This is a genomic window from Ignavibacteria bacterium, assembly GCA_036262055.1.
In the GTDB taxonomy this organism is placed as follows: Bacteria; Bacteroidota; Ignavibacteria; order Tepidaquicellales; family Tepidaquicellaceae; genus DATAJP01.
In genome coordinates this window covers 842,476-868,993 of the sequence record DATAJP010000002.1, presented here as the reverse complement: position 1 = coordinate 868,993, position 26,518 = coordinate 842,476, and the positions used below count along the sequence as shown (strand labels likewise).

The window sequence follows — 26,518 nt, the reverse complement described above, 5'->3', positions numbered from 1 at the left end:
GTGTATTTAGCTTACGCATCTTTGAAGCGGTATCCGAGACCTTTAATCGTTTCGATGTAATCGGCATATTCACCAAGCTTCTCACGGACTTTCGCTACATGAACGTCAACTGTCCTGTCGATTACATAAATATTTTCACCCCAGATTTGATTCAACAAAATTTCCCGGGAAAAAACTCTTCCACGGTTTGCAAGAAGAAAATGAAGGAGCTGAAATTCCTTCTTCGGGAAAAACACGTCTTTACGATTTATTCTGACTGTGTGAGAAATGCTGTCAACTTCAAGGTTTTTGAATTTAATTACCTCTTCAACTTTCTTTGTGTTGACTGCTTTAACATTGCTACGGCGAATAACCGATTTCATTCTCGCAATTACTTTACGCGGTGATATTGGCTTCTGAATGTAATCATCAGCTCCGATTTCAAGTCCGACAATTTCATCAATTTCGTTTTCTTTAGCAGTCAAAAATATGACAGGAATTTTTGAATTTGACGGATCGGATTTCAATCTTTTGCAGACTTCAAAACCATTAAGCTCAGGCATCATAATGTCGAGGAGAATAATATCGGGTTTTTCATTTTGAACGGCATCGAGCGCTTCTTTTCCGTTATATGCTGTGGTTACTTCAAACTCGTTTTCTTTTTCGAGGTTGTATTTCAGCAGGTCAACGATGTCTTTTTCATCATCAACAACAAGCACTTTATATTTCATTTTTTTATCTTTATCTATCAATATATTATCCTAATGTTAACAAATCTTTATCAATTTATTTAAAAATTATTTCCTTACCGCTTTTTGCCGATTTATATATTGCATCGATAATTTCCATCACTTTTAGCGCTTCTTCACCCGAAGAAATAAGCTTATCGTTCCCCTTTAACACACCTATGAAGTGTTTTAGCTCAAGTTCGTAACTATTTTTAAACGGATTTGCTGACATTTTTATGTTAGTCGGAGTGATGTTAAGAATATTGCTTTCCATCTTCTTGAAAATCTTCAGAGGGTTAATAGCAGAGCATCCTTTTTCTCCATACACGTTACAATAGAAAAACTCATCGCGAATTAAGCTCCAGCTTACTTCAAGATTAAGCGAAGAACCGTTTTTGAATTTTATCAGAGTGAAGTTTGTATCTTCAACCGATTTTGTATTATGATAATGATTAATAGCAGAAACAGAATAAACATCAGGAAAACCGAGCATCCACATTCCCGTATCGAGCATTGCAATACCGTTATCAATAACAACGCCTCCGCCTGATTTTTCTTTTTCTGTAAACCATTTTTGCTCGGAGCTCCGCGTTTTGAACCAGCCGGTCTTCACAAAGAAAATATCGCCAAGCTCTTTTGATTTGACAAAAGTTCTCTGCATCATCACGTCATATCTGAAGCGGTTATTCATACCCACCATGAGCTTGCGCTTTGCTTTCTTCGCAGCTTCGACAATCGGCTCTGCTTCTTTCAGATTTCTTGCGAGTGGTCTTTCAACAAGAATATCTTTGCCTGCTTCAAGCGCGGCTATTGCAAGATTTTTATGAACGTTTGTCTGCGCAGAAATAATCACACCGTTTATATCGGGGTTTTCTTCGAGCATCTTATCGATGTCTTTATATGCGCCTTTGATGTTATGCTTTGCTGCAACTTTTTTTGCTTTGCTGAAATCGGTATCGACAAGCGCAACGATTTCAACGTCATTCATACGTAATAGACATGGAAGGTGTATTATTTGAGCTACACCACCCAGACCCACAACTGCAATTTTGGCTTTATCCATAGAGTTAGAGAGGAAAGTAAGAGATGAAAAATTTGCCAAGACACCCGAATCACATACAGTAATTACTTGCCGCTGCTTCCTTCCGGACCTCACGGGGTTGGGTAACACCGTATTGTTCGGGGCTTAGCAAAAATCTTGTTTTTAAGAACTTGTTTGTGTCACTCTGAACGAAGTGAAGAGTCCCCCATTCCTTTGGTAATGGGATCCTTCGCTATGCTCAGGATGACATATTCGTTTAGTTAAATATAACTAAGACGATTTAAACATTAAATACAATCCGAATACCCCTAAAATAATATTGGCAATCCACATTCCCATAAACGGCGAGAGAAGTCCCCTGTCTGCGAGCTTTTCCCCGCCAATGAGTGACGCCCAGTAAAGCAGAAAAAATAAAAGCGAGAACCCCGCGGCAATTCCGAACCCGCCTTTTCTCACGCGATAGCCGAGCGGTGCGCCGATTAAAGCAAACACTATACATGCAAACGGAATGGAATATTTTTTATAAATCTCAACGAGATATGAATCGATTTGTTTTGATGCTTCCTGCTTAAAAGTCTGATGTGTTTTTCCCGATTGCACCAATGCGAAAACTCTTTTTGCAATTGAGTTCAAGCTGTCGAAAGTTTTATTTTTCACGGCATAAAATTCGGGAGTCAAAGCAGAGTCTTTTGCATCAGGAAGATATTGTTTATAAACCGTGTCCTTATAATTCAGCGAAGCAACAATATTTATTTCATTTATGACTCTTGCAGCAAAAGTGCTGTCGGCTTTGTTAAGAACCAGCTGCAGACTGTCAGCAATATTTCTCATTGTTTCAGCCGGAAGCTCACGGTCGCCGCGGATTAAGCTTCCCTCACCTGATTGCTGGAACCCGAAATTTTCCGCAGGCAGAATCATCCTGTGTTTTTCAAATTCAACCTTGCGGTATTTATTAGCAGGGTCACCTGTGTTGTATTGATGAATTTCGCCTTTGCTGAGATTTAAAATTATATTTTTGAAATCGTTTGAGAATCCAATATCACCGCTTTGCGCTGTAAAAAGATTTTTATAATTGCCCCGCGAGTTATCATAAATAAAAATTCCCTCTATGTTGTTGCTGTTCGGAAAAGTTTTGTTCACGAGAATTTTTGCTCCGCCGATATCCTCGCTGAATTTCCCCGGTTCGAGAATGAGTGTCGGTTTTGTCCGCGTGATGTCACTGAATAGCACACGCGCCTTATGATTCGCTTCGGGAAGAACGTCGTTGTTGAAGCGCACCATCAGGTAACATAAAATTCCAGAAATCAAAATCACGGGAATCATAAGCTTCGTCAAGCTTACTCCCCCTGCTTTTGCGGCGGTGATTTCGTTGTTCGATGCAAAATTCCCGAACGCCATAAGTGTTGCGACAAGCACAGCCATCGGAACGGCAAGCGTGAGCATCCACGCAAGGTTAAGCGAGATAAGCTGAATGATTATCCAGATGCTGAGACCTTTCCCGATGAGCTGGTCGATTGACTTCATCAAAAACTGAAACAGGAAAAGAAAAACCACAATCGCCAGCGCAAAGAAAAACGGTCCGATATGAGCTTTTAATATGTAGCGGTAAAGAATCAAAATACAAATAAAACCAATTGTTTTTTCAATACTTTTATATTAAATTAATGTTAATAATGTTGCCAAATTCTGCAAAACCTGTATCATTTAAGTATAGTATAAATTAATAATTATTAAAATTATTTAATTTTTATTAAAAAGTGAGGTAATATTTCTAATCAAGAACAATATAGTAAAGAAAGAATTTCAGATTTTAAAGATAGATTAAAGAATATACCTGAATTGCAAAATCATCAAGATTTATGCATTTATACAACTGGCTCATATGGAAGATTAGAAGCATGTGAATTTTCAGATATTGACTTATTTTTTCTTTATGATAACAACAAAGAAAAAGAATTTCCAAAAATTGATAAAATATTAATTGATTCTGGAATAATAAAAATTTGTCGAGAAATGAATTTTCCAGAATTTTCAAGTGATGGTGAATATCTACAAATACATAACGTAAATAATTTTTATGATGAATTGGGAAGCAGAAAAGATGACCATTGTAATTATTTTACAGCAAGAATGTTATTACTTTTAGAAGGCAGGTTTATATATAATAAAAATTTATATGAAAAAATTATTGATACAACGATAAATAAATATTATAAGGACTTTCATGGGCACGAAAAAGATTTCAAGCCTGTTTTTTTAGTAAATGACGTTATAAGGTTTTGGCGAACAATGTGCCTAAATTATGAACATAGCAGAAATAGGAAATCCGATGCAAGCACAAAAGTGTCTGACTATGAATTGAATCTCAAAAAAAATAAAGCTCACATTAAAAATCTTAAACTAAGATTTAGTAGGAAATTAATTTGTTATTCATTCCTTTTAAGTGTTCTTTATAGTGCCGAAATTTTAGACGAAAAAAGCATTAAATCAATAATTTCATTGACTCCTTTGGATAGACTTAAGAAATTAACTGAAATGGGTAAAGTTAAAAAAGAAGATATTGATTTGTTAATTGAACATTATTCTTGGTTTTTAGAAAAAATGCAAGTTGAAAATCAAGCTTTATTAGAATGGGTAAGTATACAAAAAAACCGTGATGAAGCCTTTGGAAAATCTAGAGAATTTGCTAAAAAAATTTTCAAAATAATGATGAATGTTGACAATAGTGATAATTTATTATATTTTTTGATATGAGTAAGAAATCTTTTTTTGTTATTTATATAAATGATAATGATCTAAAAACTATTATAGATAGTATTAGGGTAGTTGCAGACCCTCAACAAAAAAGTTCTTCCCACGTAACCGTTAAAGGTCCCTACAAAACAAATCAGGTAAAAAGATTACAAGAAGAAAGTAAAGCTATTGAAGGAAAATATTTTCCAGTTTTCGGAGTGGGTACTTTTTTTCATTTAAATCAAAATACTGTATTTTGGCGATGTTCAAACGAAAATATTTTACATGATATCTGGAAAACAAAAAGTAAAAAAACCTATGATGATTATCATCCGCATATAACTATTTATGATGGCACTGATAGAAATTATGCTCAAAAACTTTTTAAAATAATTAATTTTTTTGATATACATTTTTCATTCAAAATCAATAAGTTAGAAATATATTCAAGTAATCCTCTTTTTAACTTAAAAACATTTGCCGATTATGAATTTATTACCAGAGAAGTTGGATATGATATCAATAAAAACAATATTGATAATTTAACACCTAAACAAAGGTTATATATTGTAAGTAAACTATGCAAAAAATTACAATTAATATTAAAAGAAAAAAATCCTCATAATTTAAAAAGTTTATATAAAAGACATAAAGAGGAATTATTATCTCATAATATTTAGCTATTATTCTGCGCCATGACCTCATACACCGCTTTCTTACGGGGGATTAATGTTGGCGGGCATAAGCTCATAAAGATGGAAGAGCTGAACAGGATTTTTGTTTCGCTCGGGTTCAAGAACATCAAGACTTTCATACAAAGCGGGAACGTGCTTTTCGATGCACCGGGCAAAAGCTCCGCGGCGGCTTTGGAAAAACCCGATAAAAAGATTGAAGCAAAAATCGAGGCAGGCCTGAAGAAAGCGCTCGGCTATGAAGTGAGAACGACTGTGCGGACAGTAGATGAATTGAAAAAACTGATTGAGCTCGACCCGTTCAAGAAATTCAGCAAGCTCTCACCGAAAGAAGCAAAGATGTATGTAAGTTTTTTATATGACGAACCGGAGCACAAGCCGAAGCTTCCTTATAAATCACCCGAGAAAGATTTTGAAATTATAGGAATGAATAAATTAAGCAGCCGCGAGGTGTTCATCATCGCATATCCCTCTGTCAAGAAAGGCGGTGACTACATGACTTATCTCTCGAAAGAGTTTAAGAAAATTCAAAACACCACAAGGAATTGGAATACGATTTTGAAAATGATTTCACCAATTAGCAATGAGTAATGTGCAATGAACAATTTTACAACCCCCTAACCCCCTTTGCTAAGGGGGAATATTTAACTCACTCAACTTATATTTCATTTTTATATCGGCTGTTATTTATGTTTTATAAACGTTAAATTGCATCGTTCTCCTGTATATTCACTTCTCACATTCCTGGTCATATTCTGTTTTTATGTTCATAAAAAACTTTTAAAAAATAAACCAATCCAAATGGAACAAACAGGAGTTGTACACGAAAAAAAATCTGTTACAGGTTTTCTCTGGCTACTTGCAGTTTTATATTTTTTTGTTGTTGTCGGCAATAGTTTCGCTCCGCAGATTATTACGCGTGATATGTTTAACTTCGGAAGCATACTGCTTCCGTTTATATTTGCCATAGTTCATGGTAAAATGCGATACGGACTCAAGAACATGGCTGTGTTTGCAGTCATAAGTCTCATTGTTGGAAATTTTTATGAAAACCTGAGCGTCGAGACGACATTTCCGTTCGGGAATTATTATTACAGTGATAATCTCGGACCAAAAATCTGGAATGTTCCCATCATAATCGGGTTTGCATATTTTTCAATCGGCTATCTTGCATGGATTATGGCGCAGTCATTGATTGGCGCGCTTGCTCCGGTTTTAAAGAAAACAAATATTTTTTTCGTTCCTGTTGTTGCAGCGTTCCTTGTGGCAAGCTGGGACTTTTCATTCGACCCTGACTCATCAACGATAAACGGCGACTGGGTATGGCGTGAAGGCGGAGGATATTTCGGCGTTCCGTTTTCGAACTTTACAGGATGGTACTTATGTGTTTATACTTTCTTCCAGATATTTGCGTGGTATATATCCAGACAGCCGGAGTCTGACTTTAAAAATATGCCTGCTGCAAACAAAACTTACTGGTATCAGGCAGCAATATTTTATGCAATATATGCGATTGATTTTATTCTTGGCAAATATACTGCTCCCATATATAATGTTACCGACCCCGCAGGAAAAACATGGTCAACGGGCGACATTCACGACACAATGGCGATTATATCAATTTTCACGATGATTTTTTTCTCTATTTTATCTTTAATAATAGTTAAGAATAACGAAAAAATTCCTGAGGGTTAAAATTTAATTTCAAAAACTGACAAAAGTCATTCCGAATTTTAATTGTTGAATCTATTTTTATTAAGAATAAAGCTTACAATATAAATATGGACTTCAACGATTCTCAGACAATTCTTTATGGTGTTATAATTTCCAATATTGTTGCATTAATAATGCTATTGTGCAGCTGGAAAAAACCTAAAATTGCACGTGTGATGTTTTTTCTGCTATTCATATGGGCAGGATGGGTAAATGCCATTACTGCTCTTAACACTCCGCAGGTTTATCTTGAGTACAGTAAATTTGCATTTTTTCCTATTTATAGTTATATCATAGAAGGATTTTTTGGTGATAATATCACTGCAATAGTTTTTTCAATTGCTATGTGCCAGCTTATGATAGGTGTTTCAATGCTTCTTAAAGGAAGAATATTTGTTACCGGAGCGATAGGCGGAATGATTTTTCTTATCTGCATATCACCGCTCGGGTTTGGCTCCGGATTTCCTTCAACTTTGATTATGGCATGGGGTTTATATTTGCTTCTGAATAAAAACAGAAATATTTATTTGTGGGAATCCTCCAGTAAAAACCCGGATTTGAAAATACAAAATCCATAGTTTCCAAAACTTCGTAATTGTTTTTACAGCATTTAAAGATAAAATATTTATCTTTTACTGCTGTATAATCAAAAAATTAAATCTAAAAATAACTTATGAGCAAAATTGTAGCAATTTTTCGTGCTCCTGATATGACAAGGGAGCAATATGACACTGTCATAAAAAAACTTGAAGAGGCAGGCAAAGGAAAAATAAAAGAACGTCCGCATCACATTATGGGATTAAATAATGGCGGAAGTATAGTCATTGACGTTTGGGAATCACCTGAAGCATTAAATGAATTTTTCGGAACATTAAGTCCTATTCTTGAAGGCACAGGTGTGACTGCGCCTCAACCGGAAATTTATCCGGTTCACAATATAATTTCCTGATATACCATAAATTTATCTCTTTGATTATCTTGCTTATTTAAACTATTTTACCGGAATTATAGTCATATAATTTATCAGCCATATATGAAAAAAATAATTCCGGTCGTTAGTTTATTTTTTTTGTTATTAACAAATTCTCTTCGCGCGCAAACTCCAGCTCCTGCACTTGTAGGTTATTGGCAGAACTGGCAGGATTCACAATCGCCTTATATTCAGCTCACGCAGGTAGATTCCAGTTATAACATGATAATGGTTTCGTTTGCAACTCCGGTTGAAGGAACCACATATAACATGACATTTACTCCTGAAGTTGTAACACAAGCAATGCTGAAAGCACAGATTGACACGATGAAGATGCGCGGAAAAAAGGTAAATATTTCAATCGGCGGAGCGAATCATCCTATTTACATGCTGGACACAAACCAACGCAATACTTTTATAAATTCTCTTTTTACGATTATAACCACATATAACTTTGACGGAGTTGATATTGATATCGAAGGCGCATCGATTCCACCAGCAAGCGGAACGATTAATAATCCCACCGACCCGAAGATGGTAAATATGATTGAAGCAATAAAAAGATTAATGGTGAGATACCGCCAGCAGTATAATAAAAAAATGTCTCTTACTATGGCTCCTGAAACTGCATATATAACGGGAGGGTTTTTTGCATATTCCGGAATTAACGGAGCGCTTCTTCCGCTTGTGCAGGCATTCAGAGATTCAATTGATGTCATTCATCCTCAATTGTATAACAGCGGAAGCATGTACGGGCTTGACTCTGTAATTTATAATCAGGGAACTGCTGATTTTATTATTTCTCAAACCGAATCATTAATAAGAGGATTTACGCCGTGGACGACACCCGCAGCCGGAACATTTCTTGGTATAAACGCTAACAAAGTTGCAATAGGGTTACCTGCATGCTCAAGCGCTGCCGGAGGCGGATACGTTCATCCTGATACTGTGAAAGCCGCAATAAATTACCTGCGCGGACTTGCGCCAAAACCGGCGCATTACACTTTGAAGGGTGGTCCTTATCCAACTCTGCGCGGAATGATGACGTGGTCAATAAATTGGGATGCAGTTTCAACCTGCCATCCGCGATATGAGTTTGCAAATAATTATTATGCAATTTTTCATCCTGTCGGAAGCAACATAAATAATATTTCTTCTAATGCAACAACTTTCAAGCTTCATCAGAATTATCCGAATCCGTTCAATCCGTCCACATCGATAAGATTCAGCTTGCAAAAAACAGGATTTGTATCATTAAAGATTTATGACATTAACGGAAAAGAGGTCGCTGTTTTAATCAATAATAATTTATCGCAGGGGGAATATATTTTTGATTTTAATGCTAATGAACTGCCAAGCGGAACGTATTTTTATAAACTGAGTGCAGGTAATTTTACAGAAACGAAAAAAATGATGTTAGTAAAATAATTTATTAATAGGTTGAAGATATTAATTGTCGAGGATGAACCTGAGCTTAACAAAGATATAAAAGAATATCTTTTTCAGAATGAATGCGTCTGCGAAGCAGTTTCGGATTTTAAAACTGCACGTGAAAAATTTTTTTCTTATGATTATGACATTCTTGTCCTCGACATCATGCTTCCTGACGGAAACGGAATGCATCTTCTTGAAGAACTTAAAAAAGAAAAATCCGAAACAGGCGTTTTAATAATTTCCGCAAAAAATTCTCTTGATGACAAAATCAGCGGTCTGAATCTTGGCGCTGATGATTATCTCGCAAAACCATTTCACCTTCCCGAACTTCTTGCCAGAGTAAAAGCCATTTACAGACGAAAAAAATTCAGCGGGTTTGACAGCATTAAGTTCAACGAAATTGAAATAAATACCGAACATAAAGAAGTTTTCATAAATCAAAAAAAGATTGAACTCACTCTGAAGGAATATGAGCTTCTTCTTTATTTCATTGCAAATAAAAACCGGGTTCTGACAAAAGACGCCATAGCCGAGCATCTGTGGGGAGATTACATGGATTCGTCCGATAATTTTGATTTTATTTATCAGCATGTTAAAAATCTCCGCAAGAAAATCATGAATTTAAGCGGAAATGATTATATAAAAACGGTTTATGGACTGGGGTATAAATTCAGCGATTCCGAGAAATAACACTTCAAATTTGCTTCAGAATTTTAAACTAATTTTGTAATATGAAAAAGATTGTTTCCATATTATTAATATTCGTCCTGATAATTATGCTTCTCATTATCTTTTCCTGCGGAAGCAAACCGCAAGTTGAAAACCTGCCCGATTTATCCGATGTAAATTATGTGAGATTATCTTTAAAGATGGACTTTGATTCTTTAGGTCATCAAAAAATAAAAACCATCGAAGTATCGGATTCAAAGAATATTTTAGATTTAAAAAACACAATTTCACCGGAGCCGTTTCAATATTTATACTGCACTTCATCCGGAATGATGGATTTTTATAAAGACAGCTCGCTTGTTCTAAGTGTTGTTTTCAATACAGAGCAGGGACAAAGACACATTGCATTCAACAGAAACGGAAAGCTTACTGCAATAAAACTTGCCGATGAAAACGCAAAGTTTCTCGACAGCTTTAAAAATTAATTCGGATTAAGTGAGATTAATAACCAAAATAAGTCTGTGGAATATTTTAATTGCCGTTTTAATTTTTTTAATTGGTGGTTATGCAACTTATGTTATTTATAAAGACGGGATTATTAAAACCCGCGACAGGGACTTGAACCATCAATTAGGTGAAACAATAAGAAGACTGGAAACCGGTGTGCCTCCCCCTCAACAACCGCCACTCGACTCACAGGACAGACGCGGCAGACCCGATGAAAGAATGAGAAGCATCACTCCGATTCCTCCCAACGAAAATGTTGTCATCGGGGAAACTTTTTCTGATACACTGGTTTTTCATCAACCTACAAACAAACTTCAACCTCACAGGAAGCTTACGTCAATTAGAAACATAAACGGACAAAATTTTAAAATCGAACTGACAATACTTGCTTATGAAGACAATGATGTGATTAAAACTGTTGTAATGTCTATGTCGATTTTATTTGTTGCTTTGATAATCGTAATTATCACAAGCAATTATTTCATTTCAAAAAAATCTTTCAAGCCGTTTTATAAAACTCTAGAAAAAGCAAAGGAGTTTGATATAAAAAATCAACATGAAATAAAATTCGGTAGCTCGGGAATAAAAGAGTTTGACGAACTGAATGAACAGCTTGAAAGATTAACGGCTTATGCACAGACAGAATATAAAACGCTTAAAGAATTTTCCGAAAACGCATCTCATGAAATACAAACACCGCTTGCAATTATAAAAAGCAAGTTGGATTTGTTAATTCAGTCAGAAAGCTTAACGGAAAGCCAAAGAGAGCTAGTAATGCAGTCTTTCAAAGCAGTTGAAAAACTTTCGAAGCTGGGCAATGCGCTGACGCTTCTTGCAAAAATCGATAATAATGAATTCAGAAATACAGAAAACATAAATCTTAAAAACTTCATAAATGAACACATTAGCAACTTTAAAGAAATTCTTGAACTAAGACAAATTTATTTAGCAGAAGATTTATCTGAAAAAAATGTAATTGCAAATAAAACACTGATTGATATTTTAATTACAAATCTTTTGCAAAATGCAATAAGGCATAATACCCAAAACGGAACTATAAATATTGTGCTTACGGATAAATTTCTCGAAATCTCGAATACAGGAAAGAACGAGGCATTAAATGAAAATAAAATTTTTAAGAGATTTTATAAAAAAAGCGCTGACAAAGACTCATCAGGGCTTGGGTTATCAATCATAAATAAAATTTGTGAATATTATAAATACACAATAACTTATTCTTTCAAAGATTCAGTTCATTCATTCAAGATTGAGTTTTAACTTCAAAATTGCTTCAGAATCTATTTTTAATTTTGTATAAGAACATTTATTAATTTAACATTAATAAAAATGAAAACGATAATTTTTCTGTTTCTTGTAATCTTCACCGTCTCAACAGCAAGCTCTCAAACTCCTGACCTTTACTCCTGGAGGCAGAACAATACCGTTACCGGTTATAATGGAATTCTTGCAGACGTTCAGCAGGTGTTTTATTCTGCGAGCTATGTTTATGTGAAAGCAACGGGAATACCCTCTTATACAATCGGTCCGTGGGCAATGAACCCGAATCTTCCGGTAAATCAAAACTGGACATTCAAGATTGCAAGAACCCCGGTTAATAGTCCGAGTCCAACAACAGTCGGCGGCGGACAAATCGGTGTGCTGATAAACGGTGTTGTGCTTTTCAATTCAGGTGATGCACAATCATATAACAATCAGAACATATGGCATAGGATTGCTTATTATTTTGAAGGAACAGGTTTTGATACATCAGGCGGACATCCTGCGCCGGGCGGAGCTTATCATTATCACATAAACATGAAAAAACTTTATACCGCAAATTCATCACAGCACTCACCACTGCTTGGGTATATGTTTGATGGTTATCCCATATATGGAGCTTATGGATTTGCAAACACAAACGGAACGGGAGGAATAAAAAGAATGAGGTCGAGTTACAGAAAAAGAAACATTACACAGCGCACAACTCTTCCTGACGGAACACCTTTGCAGCCAAGTCAATATGGTCCTGCAATCAGCACACAATATCCATTAGGATGCTTCATAGAAGATTATGAATACATTGCCGGTTACGGTGACCTGGATGAACATAACGGCAGAGTAAACGTTACTCCTGAATACTCGTCAGCAATTTATACATACTATGCAACGATTGATTCGCTTGGAAATCCTGAATATCCTTATACTGTCGGACCTACTTATAAAGGTGTGGTTGTTGCGGGAAATACAGGTCCGGGAGGCGGACATATAACAATCACAGAAACAGTAACGCAGTTTTTCCCGACAGGAATTGAAAACATAAATGAGGAAATGGGATTTAATTTGTATCAAAATTACCCTAATCCTTTTAATCCCGAAACGAATATTAAATTTGAGATTGCAAAATCAGGATTAACAACTTTGAAAGTTTATGATATGTCAGGAAAGGAAATCGCAGTTTTGATAAATGAAAATTTATCTGCAGGCGGTTATGTAGTTAAATTCGGCGGCTCAAACTTATCAAGCGGAGTGTATTTTTATAAGATTGAAAACAATGGAAAGTCAGAAGTGAAGAAAATGATTTTGATGAAGTAACAACAAATTATTATAAATCCTTATATTAATTATTTAATTCCCATTCTTTTTTTATTAGATCAATGCTTAAGGTTTGCTTACTAGAAAGAATATTTTTAAACGGTGATAGTGTAAATAAATTTCCTTTTTTTAATTTAACACTTAGAAGAAAAAGTAACGATTCAATTTCGAAATACTGACAACGGAATTTTTCACTTTTTTCAATCTTTTCGAATTTTTTTGAAATAAATACAGGATGTAACTCTGATATATCTCTTTTATTTATTTCATGCTCACGATATTTTTCTAATGCCCTTAAGAATTTATCCTCAGGATAAAAACTATTGCTATTTTTGCAATCATAAACTATTCCATATTTAGTATTTACATTTTTAATTAAAGCAACTCCATCGGCATATGCACCAATAATTTTATAACCAATTTGTATTACTTCAAAGCCTAATGCTTGCAAAAGTCTTGCTACTCTATCTTCAAAATCATTATCGTTAAGTTCATTTTCTAATTCTAAATAATATTTACCAACATAATCTTTCCAAGTAATTTCTTCTTTGTGGTTACTTCTGATAAAAAAAGAAGGGATGAGATTTGAATTTTTTTTGTAAAATTCTGAAATCTTGTTTGTGTCAACTGAGCAAGCTAACCGGTAATTAAAATTAAAACTTCTAAGCCAATCTTCTAATTTATTACTTTCAATATCAGATTTTAAAAATGGTTCAAATGAAAAATAAACTTTAGAATCAAAATTTCTTATATCTTTTATTTTTATATATGAAAATTTTTCTTTAGAAGAGTCTTTGTAATAACGACCTATAGCAATGACAGGTAATTCAAAATTATTTTTAAACTCTTTAAAATTTACTTCGGTTTCTAAGAAATCTGCATCGTTTGCTTTTTCCCAAAAGTTTTTACGTTTTGTTGCAAGAATAATAACCTTACTCATTATATTAATAATTTCGTTTGGATTCCCGCCTGCGCGGGAATGACACGGTGGTGTGTTTATTTCACTGTTTCGAATTCTTTTTCTTTCAGCACTCCTAACTCTTTTCCGACTTTTGTAAATGCTGAGATTGCCCTGTCGAGATGTTCTTTTGTATGAGCGGCGGAAAGCTGAACGCGTATGCGCGCCTGTCCTTTTGCAACAACCGGGTAAAAGAACCCTATTACATAAATCCCCTCTTCAAGAAGCTTTGCTGCCATATCCTGCGCCAGCTTTGCGTCATAAAGCATAATCGGGACAATCGGGTGAACACCAGGCTTAATATCGAAGCCCGCTTTAGTCATATTTTCCCTGAAATACATTGTGTTCTCTTCAAGCTTGTCACGAAGCTCTGTTGTTTCACTGAGCATATCAAAGACAGCAATTGAGCCGCCGACAATAGATGGAGTAAGCGAGTTCGAGAATAAATAAGGACGGCTTCTTTGACGGAGCATTTCGATAATTTCTTTTCTTCCGCTTGTAAATCCGCCCATAGCGCCGCCAAGTGCTTTGCCGAGCGTGCCTGTTATGATGTCCATTCTTCCCATTACGTCGTTGTATTCAATCGAGCCGCGTCCGGTTTTTCCGAGAAAGCCCGTGCAGTGTGCTTCATCGGTCATTGTCATTGCTTCATAAGTATCGGCGAGGTCGCAGATTGCTTTGAGGTTTGCAATTGTTCCATCCATTGAGAATGCGCCATCAGTTACTATTATAATTTGTTCTGCGCCTTTTTGTCTGGCTTCGATTAACATTTTCTCGAGGTCAGCCATATCATTGTGCTTATAGCGAAATCTCATTGCTTTGCACAAGCGAACTCCATCGATGATGCTTGCGTGATTGAGCTCATCGGAAATGATTGCATCTTTTTCGCCAAGCAGAGGTTCAAACACCCCGCCGTTTGCGTCAAAGGCAGCTGCATATAAAATCGTATCATCGGTATGGAGGAACGTGCTGATTTTTTCTTCGAGAATTTTGTGAATCGTCTGCGTTCCACAGATGAAACGCACGGATGACATTCCGTAACCATATTCATCAAGAATCTTATGGGCAGCATCGATAACTTTCGGGCTCGATGACAAGCCGAGATAATTATTCGCGCAGAAGTTTAAAACTTTTTTTCCGTTGACGGTAATTTCCGCTCCCTGCGGTGACTCAATTATTCTTTCGGTTTTAAATAAGCCCGCATCTTTTATTGACTGAAGTTCTTTTTGTAAAATGGTTTTGAATTTTCCGTACATTTTTCTTTGACGCTGAACGCGCTGATTTATTTTATGATTTACGCTGTAATTTATTGAAAGGTAATTTAATAGTTAATTCAATTTTTAAACCTTAATTTTGAGAAAATAAGCTCAGAGCAATACAAGTTATGGAGAAAATTACAATAAACGGAGCCGGATTGGCGGGTTCTTTGCTGGCGATTTATCTTGCGCAGAGAGGATATGCAGTCGATATTTTTGAAAAACGTCCCGACATGAGAGTCGAAGATACGGGCGGCGGACGTTCAATAAATCTCGCGCTTTCAACACGCGGTATTCACGGTTTGAAAGAAACAGGTTTATATGATGAGATAAAAAAAATCTGCATTCCGATGTATGGAAGAATTATACATGACAAAGAAGGCAACACAACTTTTTTGAGATATGGAAAAGATGACACGGAATATATTAATTCGGTTTCGCGGGCAGAGCTGAATAAAAAATTAATGGACAAAGCAGAAGAGTATGAAAATGTTAAGTTTTATTTTAACCAAAGATGCGCGGGAATAAATTTTCAAAAAAATGAAGTGAGTTATGTTAATGACAAGACGACTGAGAGCAATTCGATTACTCCTGAGATTTTAATTGCGACTGATGGAGTTGCTTCTCCTATACGTGTGAAAATGCTCGAGCTTCCAAGATTCGATTTCTCACAGGACTATGAAAACTACGGCTACAAAGAATTAACAATACCTGCGGGAAAGAACGGTGAGCATCAAATCGAAAAGAATGCTTTGCATATCTGGCCGCGTGGAAATTATATGCTGATTGCGCTTCCTAATATGGACGGGTCGTTTACCTGCACGCTTTTTCTTGCTTATGATGAAGCACTCGGTGGAAAAAACAGCTTTGAATATATGCAGACTCCTGAAAAAGTTCTTGAGTTCTTCGAAGAAAATTTTCCCGATGCAAAAAAATTAATGACTAATGTATCTAAAGATTTTTTTGAACATCCGACCGGTTCGCTAATTACTATTAAATGCTATCCATGGGTTTATAATGATAAGATTGCATTGCTTGGTGATTCAGCGCATGCGATTGTTCCTTTTTTTGGTCAGGGTATGAACGCTGCATTCGAGGATTGCGTTTATTTGAATGAGTATATAAGGAAGTATAACGGAGACTGGAAGAAAATTTTTGCGGAGTATCAGCAGGTGCGAAAAATAAACTCTGATGCAATTGCGGATTTGGCGCAAGAAAACTTTATCGAGATGCGCGACCTTGTTGCAACTCCACGATTTCAATTAAAGAAAAAAATAGAAGGTGAATTGTTTAAAAAGTTTCCTGATAAATTCATTCCAAAATATACGATGGTAACTTTTATGAGGTTGCCTTACAGCGTTGCGCTTGAGCGTGGTAAAATACAAGAGCAGATTTTGAATGAATTAAGTGAAAATAAGTCAAATATTGATGAAATCGACTGGAAAAAGGGAGAAGAATTGGTTGAAAAAATGTTAAGAAAGATAGATTAAAACTTTTGTGGGTAGGACAGGCATTCCTGCCTGTCCAGACAGACAAGAATGTCTGTCTTACCAATCTTTAAAGAATATGAACGGACTTTTTCCTGAAGAGGAACCAAAGAAAAATAAAACCGGTAACCAGCCGCTTTCCGAAAGAATGCGTCCGAAAACTCTCGATGAGTTTGTCGGACAGCAGCATCTTGTCGGACAGGGAAAATCCATACGCATATTAATAGAAAACAACGAACCTGTCTCTATGATTCTCTGGGGTCCACCGGGAGTCGGCAAAACAACTCTTGCGCTGATAATTGCAAATTCAGTCAAAGCAAATTTCATTCAGCTTTCCGCAGTGAGCTCGGGAGTGAAAGACGTGCGTGATGCAATTGCAAAAGCGGAGTTCACTTTAAAAAACACCGGGAAGAAAACAATTTTATTCATTGATGAAATTCATCGTTTCAACAAAGCACAGCAGGATTCATTGCTGCAAAGTGTTGAAAAAGGAATTATAACTTTAATCGGTGCAACAACTGAGAATCCTTCGTTTGAGGTTATTCCGCCTTTGCTTTCAAGATGCAGAGTTTTCATTTTGGAAGAACTTACGCAGGAAGATTTTTTATTCTTGCTTGACAATGCTCTTAAAAATGATGTGGAGCTTTCAAAGAAAAAAATTGAAATCGAGAGTAAAGAAATTTTAATTCAATTTTCTGCGGGTGATGCAAGACGGCTGCTTAACGGACTTGAGCTTGCTATTAAGTTACAGAAACCTGATACAGATGGAGTGATAAAAATCACAAATGAAATTTTAAAGGAAGCGTTTCAGACTAAGTATGCAAAATATGACAAAGGTGCAGAAGAGCATTATAATATTATTTCGGCATTCATAAAAAGCGTTCGCGGCTCCGACCCTGATGCGGCGGTTTACTGGATGGCAAGAATGTTAAAAGGCGGAGAAGACCCGAAATACATAGCGCGCAGAATGATTATTCTTGCAAGCGAGGACATCGGCAATGCCGACCCATATGCGCTAACTCTCGCAACGAGTGCGTTCACGGCTATTGATTATATCGGGATGCCCGAAGCACAAATTGTTCTTGCGCAGGCGGCAACATATCTTGCAGCAGCTCCAAAGACAAATTCAGCAGTTGTTGCTATCGGTCAGGCAAACAGCGATGTTGAAAATCTCCCGGCTTACGGTGTGCCGATTCATCTGCGAAATGCTCCGACAAAATTCATGAAAGGTTTGGGTTACGGAAAAGAATATAAATATTCGCATAACTATGAGGAAAATTTTGAGATTCAGGACTATCTGCCGGAAGAAATAAAAGATAAAATTTATTACCATCCTAATGAGCAAGGCGAAGAAGCAAAAATCCGTGAGCGGTTAAATAAATTATGGGGAGAGAAAAAGAAGAGGTAATATCAATTTTCAATTAACAATTTGCAATGAACAATTCCCAAGCTCATATTATTGTTAAATTAATTATTAATTGCTAATTGCACATTGTTAATTGGAATTAAGGAACTATTTAACATTTAAAAATATTATTATAAGTTATATATTAAGTTAAACCGTAAGTTATTGTTTTCTGTCAAAATAACTGAAGGAAATACTCAGTCCCCGAGAGAGAAATCAAATATTCAGGTTTAACTAAACTCACCAAAAACATATACATAACAGGACAACTCATTTCACGTAATAGTATTTGAGAATAAGATTTATCTAAATTATTAATGAAAAAAACCGTAAGAAACATTTCCATTGTTTTAATAATACTTGCAGTTGGAGCATTGCTCATCATTCCAAAACTTTTATCAACAAAAAGCAAAGAACAGGGACAGCAGGGCGCAGGAGACCAAACCATTCCGGTTGATGTATATATTGCCAATCCTGTTCAACTTGAAAATCAGGTTAGCACAGGCGGAACAATTGTTGCTAACGAGGAAGTTCAGATAAGAAGCGAGCTTACAAGAAAGATAACGGGAATTTATTTCAAAGAGGGTTCATACGTTCCGAAGGGAAAAACTTTATTTAAGCTTGATGATTCGGATTTGCTTGCGCGTTTGAGAAAACTTGATTTGCAGGAAGAGCTTGCAATCAAAACCGAACAAAGAGATTTAGAACTTCTTAATAAAGGATTAGCTACTCAGGAACAATATGACATAACAGCAAACCAGCTTGCAACAATACGTGCAGATAGGGAGTTAGTGGAGGTTGAATTAAGCAAAACAAGTATTCGCGCGCCGTTTTCAGGTGTAACAGGTTTCAGAAACGTAAGCATCGGGAGTCTTGTAACAAATGCAAATGTTCTAACAACTATTCAGGATATAGGAAGAATCAAAATTGATTTTTCTATTCCGGAAAAATACATCGTTGCCTTTAAAGAAGGACAACAGATAAGTTTCAAAGTAGATGGCATTGACCAGAATTTTACGGGAACAGTTGTGTCGTATGACCCACAATTAAATGAAAACACACGAAGCATTCTATTAAGGGCTATTGCAGATAACAGAGGCAACCGTTTGCTTCCCGGAGCATTTGTGAAAGTGAACCTTGAGCTTGGGAGTGTAAGCAATGCATTGCTTGTTCCTTCAGAAGCGATTATTCCAAAACTAAAAGGGCAGAGTATTTATATTTTAAGAAACGGTGTTCCAAAATTAACCGAAGTTGAAATCGGCGCAAGAACGGAAAAAGATGTTCAGATAATAACTGAATTAGGTCCGGGTGATACGGTTATTACGACAAATATTTTAAGATTAAGACCAAATTCGAAAATTAAAGTAGTTAATGTTAAGCAATAAATGAGTTTATCGAGTGTTTGCATAAAGAGACCTGTATTATCAATTGTAATTTCGATTCTTCTTGTAATATTCGGAATTTTCGGATTTATGAATCTCGAAGTTCGTGAATACCCGAACATCGACCCGCCTGTTATAACAGTAAACACTTCGTATCCCGGCGCAAACTCTGAAGTAATCGAATCACAAATCACAGAACCACTCGAACAATCCATAAACGGCATTGACGGTATCAGAATCATGACAAGCCAGAGCCGTGAACAGTCAAGCCAGATAAGCATTGAATTTGACTTAAGCAAAGACATAGACGCAGCTGCAAATGACGTGCGCGACCGTGTGTCAAGAGTTCAAAGACAGCTTCCTCCGGATATTACCAATCCTTCAATTGAAAAAGCAGATGCTGATGCTGTACCGATTCTGATTGTATTTGTAAAGAGCGATTCAAAAGATATTCTTGAGGTAAATCAGTTTGCCTCGAACGTTATTGCTGAAAGAATTCAGACGATACAAGGCGTCAGCTCCGTGAGAATTTTCGGGGAAAGAAAATATGCAATGAGACTGCGGTTAAATCCTGATAAGCTTAATGCATATAATCTAACACCGGTAGAAGTTCAGCGTGCGCTTGAGAGAGAAAATGTTGAGCTTCCTTCAGGCAGAGTTGAAGGAGATAATACAGAGCTGACAATAAGAACATTCGGAAGATTATCAACACCGGATGAATTTAATAAAGTTATAATAAAGCAGGAAGACGGAAATATTGTCCGTCTTGATGACATTGGTTATGCGGAATACGGAGCCGAGAATGAACGAAATGAAGTAAAAGGCAAAGGCGTTCTTGGGGTAAATATTGCAGTCATTGCTCAGCCTGGGGCAAACGTTTTGCAGATTTCAGATGAATTCAATAAGAGGTTTAATGAAATAAAAGCAGAGCTTCCTGCCGGAATGGATGCAGAACTTGTCTTTGACTTTTCGACGTTCGTAAGAAAAACCGTTCTCGAGGTAGAAGAAACGATTTTCATTGCGTTCGCGCTTGTTGTTCTGATTATATATCTGTTTCTCAGAGACTGGCGCTCGACGTTCATTCCTGTTATTGCAATACCGGTATCAATCATTGCAACTTTTTTCATTATGTATCTTGCGGGATTTTCGATTAACGTGCTTACCCTATTCGGGATAATCCTTGCAATCGGGCTTGTTTGCGATGATGCTATTGTGGTACTTGAGAATATTTATGCAAAAATCGAAGAAGGCATGGACCCGATGCGAGCTGCACTAAAAGGTTCAAAAGAAATTTTTCTTGCAATCATTTCCATCACAGTTGTTCTTGCAGCTGTATTTCTTCCGATTATGTTTCTGCAGGGACTAACTGGAAGATTATTCAGAGAGTTTGCAGTTGTCATTGCCGGGTCTGTAATTATTTCGGCATTCGTTGCATTGACACTAAGTCCTATGTTGAGTTCAAGATTATTAAAACAGCACGAGCCAAGCTGGTTCTATAAAAAGACCGAACCATTTTTTCAATGGCTTACGAATGCATACAGCAAGTCACTCAAAGCATTTATGGAAGTCCGTTGGATGGCAATCATTCTCATATTCGGAATATTCGGAATGATTTACTGGATTGGCTCATCTTTAAAATCAGAACTTGCTCCGCTTGAAGACAGGTCTAATCTGCGGATTCAGATAACTGCACCTGAAGGTTCTTCATTCGAGTTTACGCAAAAATACATCAGAGAAATCGGGCAATATGTAATTGACTCGATTCCTGAAGCATATTTCCCAACTGAAATTGTTGCCGGAGGAGGAGGAGGCGGTGCTGTAAATACAGGTGTTGTAAATATTTATCTCATCGAACCTGAAAACCGTGCAAAAACACAGGAAGATGTTTTCAGAAAATTATCACGCGAAGTAAATCAGTTCTCAGGTGTGCGGGCTTCCGTTTCACAACCGCCGACAATTGGAAGCAGGTTTGGAGGTCAACCTGTTCAGATGGCAATACTTGCGCAGAATTTTGAAAAACTTACCGAAGCGCTGCCAAGGTTTCTGGAAGAAGCAAACAAAGATCCGCGACTGCAGTTTGTTGATGCAAACTTAAAAATCAATAAACCGGAGATTACTTTATCAATCGACAGAGAAAAAGCAGCTGACCTCGGAGTTTCAATCGAAGACGTTGGACGAACCCTTCAGGTTGCTTTCGGCGGACAAAGGTTCGGATATTTCCTTAAAGATGGAAAACAGTACGAGGTTATTGCACAACTTAATCGTGAATACAGGGATAATCCGGCGGATTTAAAATCCATTTTTGTTAAGAATGCCAATGGAGACCTTGTCCAGCTTGACAATCTTGTTACTTTAAATGAGCAGGCAGTTCCTACACAAAGATTCAGATATAACAGAAATGTTTCTGCAACGATAAGCGGCGGATTAAAACCGGGATATACAATCGGCGACGGAAATGCCGCAATGAAAGAGATTGCTGACAGAGTTTTAGATGAAACTTTTTCAACTGCATTCACCGGGCAGTCAAAAGATTTTGAAGAAAGCTCCTCAAGCTTGCTGTTTGTTTTTATTTTTGCAATTGTAATAATTTATCTCGTGCTTGCCGCTCAGTTTGAAAGCTTCATCGACCCGTTCATAATTATTCTTTCAGTTCCACTTGCTCTTGCAGGTGCATTGTTGTCGCTTTGGTATTTTGATATGACATTGAATGTCTTTAGCCAGATTGGGATGGTTATGTTGATAGGTCTTATAACCAAAAATGCAATTCTTATTGTTGAGTTTGCAAACCAGAAAAAGGCACAGGGAATGGATAAGATTTCTGCAGTCCTCCAAGCAGCTCATCAACGTTTCAGACCGATAATTATGACCAGTTTGGCAACATTATTTGGAATTTTACCAATTGCAGTAGGATTCGGCGCCGGAAGCAGAATATCGCTTGGAATTGCAGTTGTCGGCGGATTATTATTTGCAGGATTTTTAACACTATACGTTATCCCTGCCATTTATTCATATCTCTCAAGCAAAAAGCCAAGCATTGCTGCAATCGAGGAATATGAAAAGAGCAAACAAATAGACAAAGACGAAGAACTTGTTCTGACTTAATTGCCGATTATGTCTCCACTCATTCCATTATAAGATTCGACTTTGACCCATGAATAAGTTCCGTCATCATTTTTCTTCACAATCCAATAATCAAAATTTCCAAACTGTCTGTCGCCTGCAGCATTGAAATGAGTCCATCCGGTTAAACCATAATAATTAGATGCGCTTTGAATGAGTGAAGATTTAATTTTATTAATGTCGCCGGAAAAATTATTCATTGTTTGTGCTGTAATGATAAGCCACATTGCATCATATGCCGATAATGCAAACGCATCGGGTTCGATACCTGTCATATCCTGAACTGCACGTTTCACGGGCATCCATTTTTCAGAAGCATTATTATCCAAACCAAAAATGGGGCAGGGATAATCTGCTTTGATTGCAAAATCCGACGCAACCGAATTTGAAATTAAAACATTGCTCAACGCTGCGCCGTCACTGCCATACCATTTAACTCTTGAAAGCTCCGGAATTGTAGAAGCTTCTCTGAAAAGCTCCATATTTTCATCAAATGCCGCAAGGTAAATACCAACCTGTGCCAAAGGAAACTTAGATGTTGCCTCTGTGATTTTATTTTTCACAAGTTCCAGAACATTAGCAAACTGAGTTGCATCTGCTGTATAACTGACCGGCTCTGTTAAGAATAATTTCTCTTCATTAGCAACATCGTAAACGGATTTATATAAACCTTCATTCCCGATATCAAGGCGATAAACCGGAATTATGTACTTAATCCCATCATCCTGAATTAATGACACAATTGCCTTGGCTTCCTGAAAATCATCAGGGCACATTCTGAAAATGTTATCATTCGGAGTTGATAAATTGCTTGCAGTGCTTCCCATGCTGATAATTAGAATTCCGTTTTCATCTGCATATTTTTTTAATCCGAGGATTTCAGCGCTCGACTGAGGACCGATTATTATTTTATATCCTGCCTTATTTAATTGCTGAAGCTTTTCATAAGCAGTCTGCGGGTCAAGTTTTGTATCTTCAATTCTTAGACTTATCTTCGTGTTTGAACCGATGCTTTGATAAAATTTATTGATGTCACTTACGGCAAGCTCGATGGCAGCCTTACTGGTTTGACCGAGCGATGACCAATCGCCCGTAAGCGAAAGCAAAGCACCAACTTTTATTTCATTAACTGCAAAAACATTTGAGCTAAATAAAAGAATAAATACTAAAAAGGGAAATATTTTTTTCATATGATGATAAGTTATTTTAAAATTGATGAGTAAACTGCAGTATCATATTCAAACGCTACTTTTCCGTTTGTTTGATGTTTTTCAAAAATTTCTTTTAAATTTTTTAGCATAATCGAACTCTTTGGATCATTTTCATTCGGCGCATAGGAGGAAGACAACAAACGTCCTTTTAAACCTTCAAAGTCAAACAGCTGAACATTATAAAAAACTTTAATATTCATTTCGCTTCCAAAAAATTTCCGGATTACGTCGTTTGTGATATTGTTATGCTTCACTTCCTTATAGTCGGTTCCGAATTTCTGAAGCAGCGACTCATAATCTTTTAAAAAATCAGTATCCTCTCTTCTGACATTCCAGATAAGTGATACATATTTTCCCTGTTTCAAAATTCTTTTAAATTCTTTTCGTGCTTTTTCAACATCAAACCAGTGAAATGCCTGCGCGCAGATTATTAAATCAATTGAATCGCTCGTTAATGTTGTTTCTTCTGCAGTTCCGTCAACACTTTTAAAATTTTTATACCCGGAAAGGAATTTCTCCGCTGCTTCACGCATTTCTTTGTTCGGTTCAACACCTATGACTTCATAACTTTCTTTCAAAAATATTTCCGATGATATTCCAGTTCCTGAACCAATGTCGGCAATAACATATCCGGGTTTTAAAATTCCTTCCTTTACAAGATAAGAAATGATTTCTTCTGGATATGAAGGACGGTACTTAATGTAATTCTCAACTCTATCAGAAAAGCGGGTTGTGGATGAATTCATTTTATTCAATAGTGATTATTGTATCCAGATATCCCGTACTATAAAAGTAATTATAAAATCTTAACAACTTTTGTCCCGGGGTTTCAAACCATAACGATTGCTTATGAATTACTTTACCCAATGAACCAACACAGATAGGTTGTTCCTGGCTTCCGAAAATTTTTATTATGCGAATTGAATCGTTCCCGCTAACTTCAGAACCGCTGTAAACATAGCATGGACTGGGCGTTTCTGAAACAACTGTTACATCTATGCGATGGTTTAAAAACTCTGTTTTTTGTATTTCAAAGGTGTTCAACAATCTTGTGTTTGTATCATTCCCATCTAATATAGCGCAACCTTCAAATATAATTAATACAGTTATTAGAAAAATATATTTTAAATATCTCATTAATTAATAGTTATAATTGTATCAAGATATTCTCCATCAAATCGATAAAATTTCAATTTTTTTTCTCCGGAAGTTGGAAATATTATTTCCTGAACATGTTTAATTGAGTCAAGTACAGCTAAACATATTTCACCCTCTTCTTTACCATAAATTTTAATAATACATTCCGAATCAGTCTTAGTTATTTCGGATGAATAGAAATAATAGCAGGGAGTTCCGGTTGATAAAATAATATCCGTCTGAACTCTGTTTCCGTCAATTTGAATGTTTTCAACTTTCATTGTATGAAGCAATACAGGAGTCTGCAAATTACTTTCAAAAATATCACAGGAGAAGAAAAAAGCGGTAAAAAACAATAATATTATTGTTTTCATAGGGGTATAATTTAATTTATGAGAGAAATTTCTCTGCATTTTTACCCAAAATTTTTGCTTTAGTTTCCTCTGAAAGCTCGTCCATTGATTCGATTAACTCACCCGGATTAGGTTCGCCGAGCGGGAAAGGATAATCGGAACCAAGAATTACTTTATCGTCGCCGATTAGTTTTATTATATAATTCAATGCATCGGATGAATGCGTTAACGAATCAAGATAAAATCTTCCGAGATATTTTTCAGGCGATATGCAATTATCGACTGCAACCAAGTCGGGGCGGACATCGAAACCGTGCTTTATTCTTCCGAACGTGAACGGAAACGACCCGCCGCCGTGTGCGAAGCAGACTTTGAGCTTGGGAAACTTATCGAAAATGCATCCGAACATCATCGAGCAGATTGCAAGCGCGGTTTCAGCAGGCATCCCTACAAGCCACGGGAGCCAATATTTCGGCATTCTGTCCTTTCCCATCATCTGCCAGGGATGAACAAACAAAGCCGCGCCTAAATCTTCCGCTGCTTTATAAAACTCATAAAGACTTTCTTCATTTAAATTCCATCCATTAATATGCGTTCCGATTTCAATTCCTTTTAATCCCAACTCTTTGATACATCGTTCCATTTCTTTTATTGCAAGATCAGGTGCTTGCATCGGGAGAGTTCCAAGTCCAATAAATCTATCGGGATAATCTTTCACAACCTCCGCAATATGGTCATTTAAAAATCTTGAAAGGTCGAGCGCATCTTTCGGTTTTGCCCAGTAGCTGAACATCACAGGCACAGTCGAAAGCACCTGAACGTCAACATGTGATTTATCACAATCTTTGATTCGTTCTTTTGCATCCCAAGTGTTTGATTGAATTTCACGGAAAAATTTTCCATCAATCATCATCTTTGCGCAGCAAGGTTTATGATGTTCAAGAGAAACAAAACCTCCATATCCGTATTTATCACGGAGATTCTCCCAGTTCTCTGGAAGAATGTGAGTATGTATGTCGATTTTTTTGGGCTTCACTTACATTAAAAAGGATTTTTACACAGAGGACACAGAGAAAAAGTAATCGGATTCCCGCCTTCGCGGGAATGACTTCTCAAAATGCTCTGTGCCGAAAAATTTTCAAGAATAAAA

At 36.5% G+C, this 26,518-nt stretch carries 25 protein-coding genes and 1 other RNA gene; 15 read left to right on the top strand and 11 right to left on the bottom strand.

The window, feature by feature from the left end; all coding sequences use genetic code 11:
* Nucleotides 1-11: 11 nt before the first annotated feature.
* From VHP32_05750 to VHP32_05735, 4 genes are all read right to left on the bottom strand, one after another.
* Complete coding sequence (locus tag VHP32_05750) at nucleotides 12-710, bottom strand: response regulator transcription factor (protein ID HEX2787391.1); 699 nt, start codon at nucleotides 708-710, stop codon at nucleotides 12-14.
* Nucleotides 711-765: 55 nt separating this feature from the next.
* Nucleotides 766-1,770, bottom strand: a complete 1,005-nt coding sequence (locus VHP32_05745; GenBank protein ID HEX2787390.1) for a Gfo/Idh/MocA family oxidoreductase — start codon at nucleotides 1,768-1,770, stop codon at nucleotides 766-768.
* A gap of 30 nt (nucleotides 1,771-1,800) precedes the next feature.
* An RNA gene (ffs, locus tag VHP32_05740) (signal recognition particle sRNA small type) lies at nucleotides 1,801-1,899 on the bottom strand.
* A gap of 120 nt (nucleotides 1,900-2,019) precedes the next feature.
* Complete coding sequence (locus VHP32_05735) at nucleotides 2,020-3,366, bottom strand: LptF/LptG family permease (GenBank protein HEX2787389.1); 1,347 nt, start codon at nucleotides 3,364-3,366, stop codon at nucleotides 2,020-2,022.
* A gap of 222 nt (nucleotides 3,367-3,588) precedes the next feature.
* Here VHP32_05735 and VHP32_05730 point away from each other — a divergent pair, with 222 nt between their 5' ends.
* From VHP32_05730 to VHP32_05680, 11 genes are all read left to right on the top strand, one after another.
* Nucleotides 3,589-4,503: a nucleotidyltransferase domain-containing protein gene (locus VHP32_05730; GenBank protein HEX2787388.1), complete on the top strand. Its 915-nt coding sequence runs from the start codon at nucleotides 3,589-3,591 to the stop codon at nucleotides 4,501-4,503.
* Nucleotides 4,500-5,162: a hypothetical protein gene (locus tag VHP32_05725; GenBank protein HEX2787387.1), complete on the top strand. Its 663-nt coding sequence runs from the start codon at nucleotides 4,500-4,502 to the stop codon at nucleotides 5,160-5,162. The genes VHP32_05730 and VHP32_05725 overlap by 4 nt, the downstream gene beginning before the upstream one ends.
* 15 nt (nucleotides 5,163-5,177) lie before the next feature.
* Entirely contained in the window at nucleotides 5,178-5,765 is a 588-nt protein-coding gene (locus VHP32_05720) for a DUF1697 domain-containing protein (protein ID HEX2787386.1), read from the top strand.
* Between the two features lie 210 nt (nucleotides 5,766-5,975).
* A complete protein-coding gene (locus VHP32_05715) occupies nucleotides 5,976-6,869 on the top strand; it encodes a carotenoid biosynthesis protein (protein HEX2787385.1) in 894 nt (297 codons plus the stop codon).
* 86 nt (nucleotides 6,870-6,955) lie between these two features.
* Nucleotides 6,956-7,465 (top strand): hypothetical protein, encoded by a 510-nt coding sequence (locus VHP32_05710; protein ID HEX2787384.1) that lies wholly within the window; start codon nucleotides 6,956-6,958, stop codon nucleotides 7,463-7,465.
* Between the two features lie 95 nt (nucleotides 7,466-7,560).
* Nucleotides 7,561-7,836 carry a hypothetical protein gene (locus tag VHP32_05705; GenBank protein HEX2787383.1) on the top strand — a complete coding sequence of 92 codons (276 nt, stop codon included), beginning with the start codon at nucleotides 7,561-7,563 and terminating at the stop codon, nucleotides 7,834-7,836.
* 84 nt (nucleotides 7,837-7,920) lie between these two features.
* Entirely contained in the window at nucleotides 7,921-9,285 is a 1,365-nt protein-coding gene (locus VHP32_05700; protein ID HEX2787382.1) for a glycosyl hydrolase family 18 protein, read from the top strand.
* 12 nt (nucleotides 9,286-9,297) lie between these two features.
* The gene (locus VHP32_05695; GenBank protein HEX2787381.1) at nucleotides 9,298-9,981 is read left to right on the top strand and encodes a response regulator transcription factor; all 684 of its coding nucleotides are present in this window, start codon (nucleotides 9,298-9,300) and stop codon (nucleotides 9,979-9,981) included.
* A 41-nt stretch (nucleotides 9,982-10,022) separates the two neighbouring features.
* Nucleotides 10,023-10,445: a hypothetical protein gene (locus VHP32_05690; GenBank protein ID HEX2787380.1), complete on the top strand. Its 423-nt coding sequence runs from the start codon at nucleotides 10,023-10,025 to the stop codon at nucleotides 10,443-10,445.
* 10 nt (nucleotides 10,446-10,455) lie between these two features.
* Complete coding sequence (locus VHP32_05685) at nucleotides 10,456-11,745, top strand: HAMP domain-containing sensor histidine kinase (GenBank protein ID HEX2787379.1); 1,290 nt, start codon at nucleotides 10,456-10,458, stop codon at nucleotides 11,743-11,745.
* A gap of 69 nt (nucleotides 11,746-11,814) precedes the next feature.
* Complete coding sequence (locus VHP32_05680; GenBank protein ID HEX2787378.1) at nucleotides 11,815-13,059, top strand: YHYH protein; 1,245 nt, start codon at nucleotides 11,815-11,817, stop codon at nucleotides 13,057-13,059.
* Between the two features lie 25 nt (nucleotides 13,060-13,084).
* Here the strand turns inward: VHP32_05680 and VHP32_05675 are convergent, their stop codons facing one another.
* Nucleotides 13,085-13,999, bottom strand: a complete 915-nt coding sequence (locus VHP32_05675) for a hypothetical protein (protein HEX2787377.1) — start codon at nucleotides 13,997-13,999, stop codon at nucleotides 13,085-13,087.
* 56 nt (nucleotides 14,000-14,055) lie between these two features.
* Nucleotides 14,056-15,273, bottom strand: a complete 1,218-nt coding sequence (gene kbl, locus VHP32_05670; GenBank protein ID HEX2787376.1) for a glycine C-acetyltransferase — start codon at nucleotides 15,271-15,273, stop codon at nucleotides 14,056-14,058.
* A gap of 128 nt (nucleotides 15,274-15,401) precedes the next feature.
* Here kbl and VHP32_05665 point away from each other — a divergent pair, with 128 nt between their 5' ends.
* The 4 genes from VHP32_05665 to VHP32_05650 all read left to right on the top strand — a co-directional run bounded on the left by VHP32_05665 (nucleotide 15,402) and on the right by VHP32_05650 (nucleotide 22,649).
* The gene (locus VHP32_05665; protein HEX2787375.1) at nucleotides 15,402-16,763 is read left to right on the top strand and encodes an NAD(P)/FAD-dependent oxidoreductase; all 1,362 of its coding nucleotides are present in this window, start codon (nucleotides 15,402-15,404) and stop codon (nucleotides 16,761-16,763) included.
* Nucleotides 16,764-16,839: 76 nt separating this feature from the next.
* Nucleotides 16,840-18,168 carry a replication-associated recombination protein A gene (locus VHP32_05660; GenBank protein HEX2787374.1) on the top strand — a complete coding sequence of 443 codons (1,329 nt, stop codon included), beginning with the start codon at nucleotides 16,840-16,842 and terminating at the stop codon, nucleotides 18,166-18,168.
* A 314-nt stretch (nucleotides 18,169-18,482) separates the two neighbouring features.
* On the top strand, nucleotides 18,483-19,550 hold the full coding sequence (locus VHP32_05655; GenBank protein ID HEX2787373.1) for an efflux RND transporter periplasmic adaptor subunit: 1,068 nt from the start codon (nucleotides 18,483-18,485) through the stop codon (nucleotides 19,548-19,550).
* Nucleotides 19,551-22,649 carry an efflux RND transporter permease subunit gene (locus tag VHP32_05650; protein ID HEX2787372.1) on the top strand — a complete coding sequence of 1,033 codons (3,099 nt, stop codon included), beginning with the start codon at nucleotides 19,551-19,553 and terminating at the stop codon, nucleotides 22,647-22,649.
* Here the strand turns inward: VHP32_05650 and VHP32_05645 are convergent.
* The 5 genes from VHP32_05645 to VHP32_05625 all read right to left on the bottom strand — a co-directional run bounded on the left by VHP32_05645 (nucleotide 22,646) and on the right by VHP32_05625 (nucleotide 26,404).
* On the bottom strand, nucleotides 22,646-23,857 hold the full coding sequence (locus tag VHP32_05645) for an ABC transporter substrate-binding protein (protein HEX2787371.1): 1,212 nt from the start codon (nucleotides 23,855-23,857) through the stop codon (nucleotides 22,646-22,648). The genes VHP32_05650 and VHP32_05645 overlap by 4 nt on opposite strands.
* Before the next feature lie 11 nt (nucleotides 23,858-23,868).
* Entirely contained in the window at nucleotides 23,869-24,624 is a 756-nt protein-coding gene (locus tag VHP32_05640; GenBank protein ID HEX2787370.1) for a class I SAM-dependent methyltransferase, read from the bottom strand.
* Nucleotide 24,625: 1 nt separating this feature from the next.
* Nucleotides 24,626-24,922 carry a hypothetical protein gene (locus VHP32_05635; protein HEX2787369.1) on the bottom strand — a complete coding sequence of 99 codons (297 nt, stop codon included), beginning with the start codon at nucleotides 24,920-24,922 and terminating at the stop codon, nucleotides 24,626-24,628.
* A gap of 92 nt (nucleotides 24,923-25,014) precedes the next feature.
* Entirely contained in the window at nucleotides 25,015-25,389 is a 375-nt protein-coding gene (locus VHP32_05630) for a hypothetical protein (GenBank protein HEX2787368.1), read from the bottom strand.
* A gap of 16 nt (nucleotides 25,390-25,405) precedes the next feature.
* Nucleotides 25,406-26,404: an amidohydrolase family protein gene (locus VHP32_05625; protein ID HEX2787367.1), complete on the bottom strand. Its 999-nt coding sequence runs from the start codon at nucleotides 26,402-26,404 to the stop codon at nucleotides 25,406-25,408.
* Between the last annotated feature and the right edge of the window lie 114 nt (nucleotides 26,405-26,518).

Bases quoted from the DNA above. Each gene is read 5' to 3' on its own strand.
- VHP32_05750 (HEX2787391.1), bottom strand. From the start codon at position 710: ATGAAATATAAAGTGCTTGTTGTTGATGATGAAAAAGACATCGTTGAC.
- VHP32_05745 (HEX2787390.1), bottom strand. From the start codon at position 1,770: ATGGATAAAGCCAAAATTGCAGTTGTGGGTCTGGGTGGTGTAGCTCAA.
- VHP32_05725 (HEX2787387.1), top strand. From the start codon at position 4,500: ATGAGTAAGAAATCTTTTTTTGTTATTTATATAAATGATAATGATCTA.
- VHP32_05720 (HEX2787386.1), top strand. From the start codon at position 5,178: ATGACCTCATACACCGCTTTCTTACGGGGGATTAATGTTGGCGGGCAT.
- VHP32_05715 (HEX2787385.1), top strand. From the start codon at position 5,976: ATGGAACAAACAGGAGTTGTACACGAAAAAAAATCTGTTACAGGTTTT.
- VHP32_05710 (HEX2787384.1), top strand. From the start codon at position 6,956: ATGGACTTCAACGATTCTCAGACAATTCTTTATGGTGTTATAATTTCC.
- VHP32_05705 (HEX2787383.1), top strand. From the start codon at position 7,561: ATGAGCAAAATTGTAGCAATTTTTCGTGCTCCTGATATGACAAGGGAG.
- VHP32_05700 (HEX2787382.1), top strand. From the start codon at position 7,921: ATGAAAAAAATAATTCCGGTCGTTAGTTTATTTTTTTTGTTATTAACA.
- VHP32_05690 (HEX2787380.1), top strand. From the start codon at position 10,023: ATGAAAAAGATTGTTTCCATATTATTAATATTCGTCCTGATAATTATG.
- VHP32_05680 (HEX2787378.1), top strand. From the start codon at position 11,815: ATGAAAACGATAATTTTTCTGTTTCTTGTAATCTTCACCGTCTCAACA.
- VHP32_05675 (HEX2787377.1), bottom strand. From the start codon at position 13,999: ATGAGTAAGGTTATTATTCTTGCAACAAAACGTAAAAACTTTTGGGAA.
- kbl (HEX2787376.1), bottom strand. From the start codon at position 15,273: ATGTACGGAAAATTCAAAACCATTTTACAAAAAGAACTTCAGTCAATA.
- VHP32_05665 (HEX2787375.1), top strand. From the start codon at position 15,402: ATGGAGAAAATTACAATAAACGGAGCCGGATTGGCGGGTTCTTTGCTG.
- VHP32_05660 (HEX2787374.1), top strand. From the start codon at position 16,840: ATGAACGGACTTTTTCCTGAAGAGGAACCAAAGAAAAATAAAACCGGT.
- VHP32_05655 (HEX2787373.1), top strand. From the start codon at position 18,483: ATGAAAAAAACCGTAAGAAACATTTCCATTGTTTTAATAATACTTGCA.
- VHP32_05650 (HEX2787372.1), top strand. From the start codon at position 19,551: ATGAGTTTATCGAGTGTTTGCATAAAGAGACCTGTATTATCAATTGTA.
- VHP32_05645 (HEX2787371.1), bottom strand. From the start codon at position 23,857: ATGAAAAAAATATTTCCCTTTTTAGTATTTATTCTTTTATTTAGCTCA.
- VHP32_05640 (HEX2787370.1), bottom strand. From the start codon at position 24,624: ATGAATTCATCCACAACCCGCTTTTCTGATAGAGTTGAGAATTACATT.
- VHP32_05630 (HEX2787368.1), bottom strand. From the start codon at position 25,389: ATGAAAACAATAATATTATTGTTTTTTACCGCTTTTTTCTTCTCCTGT.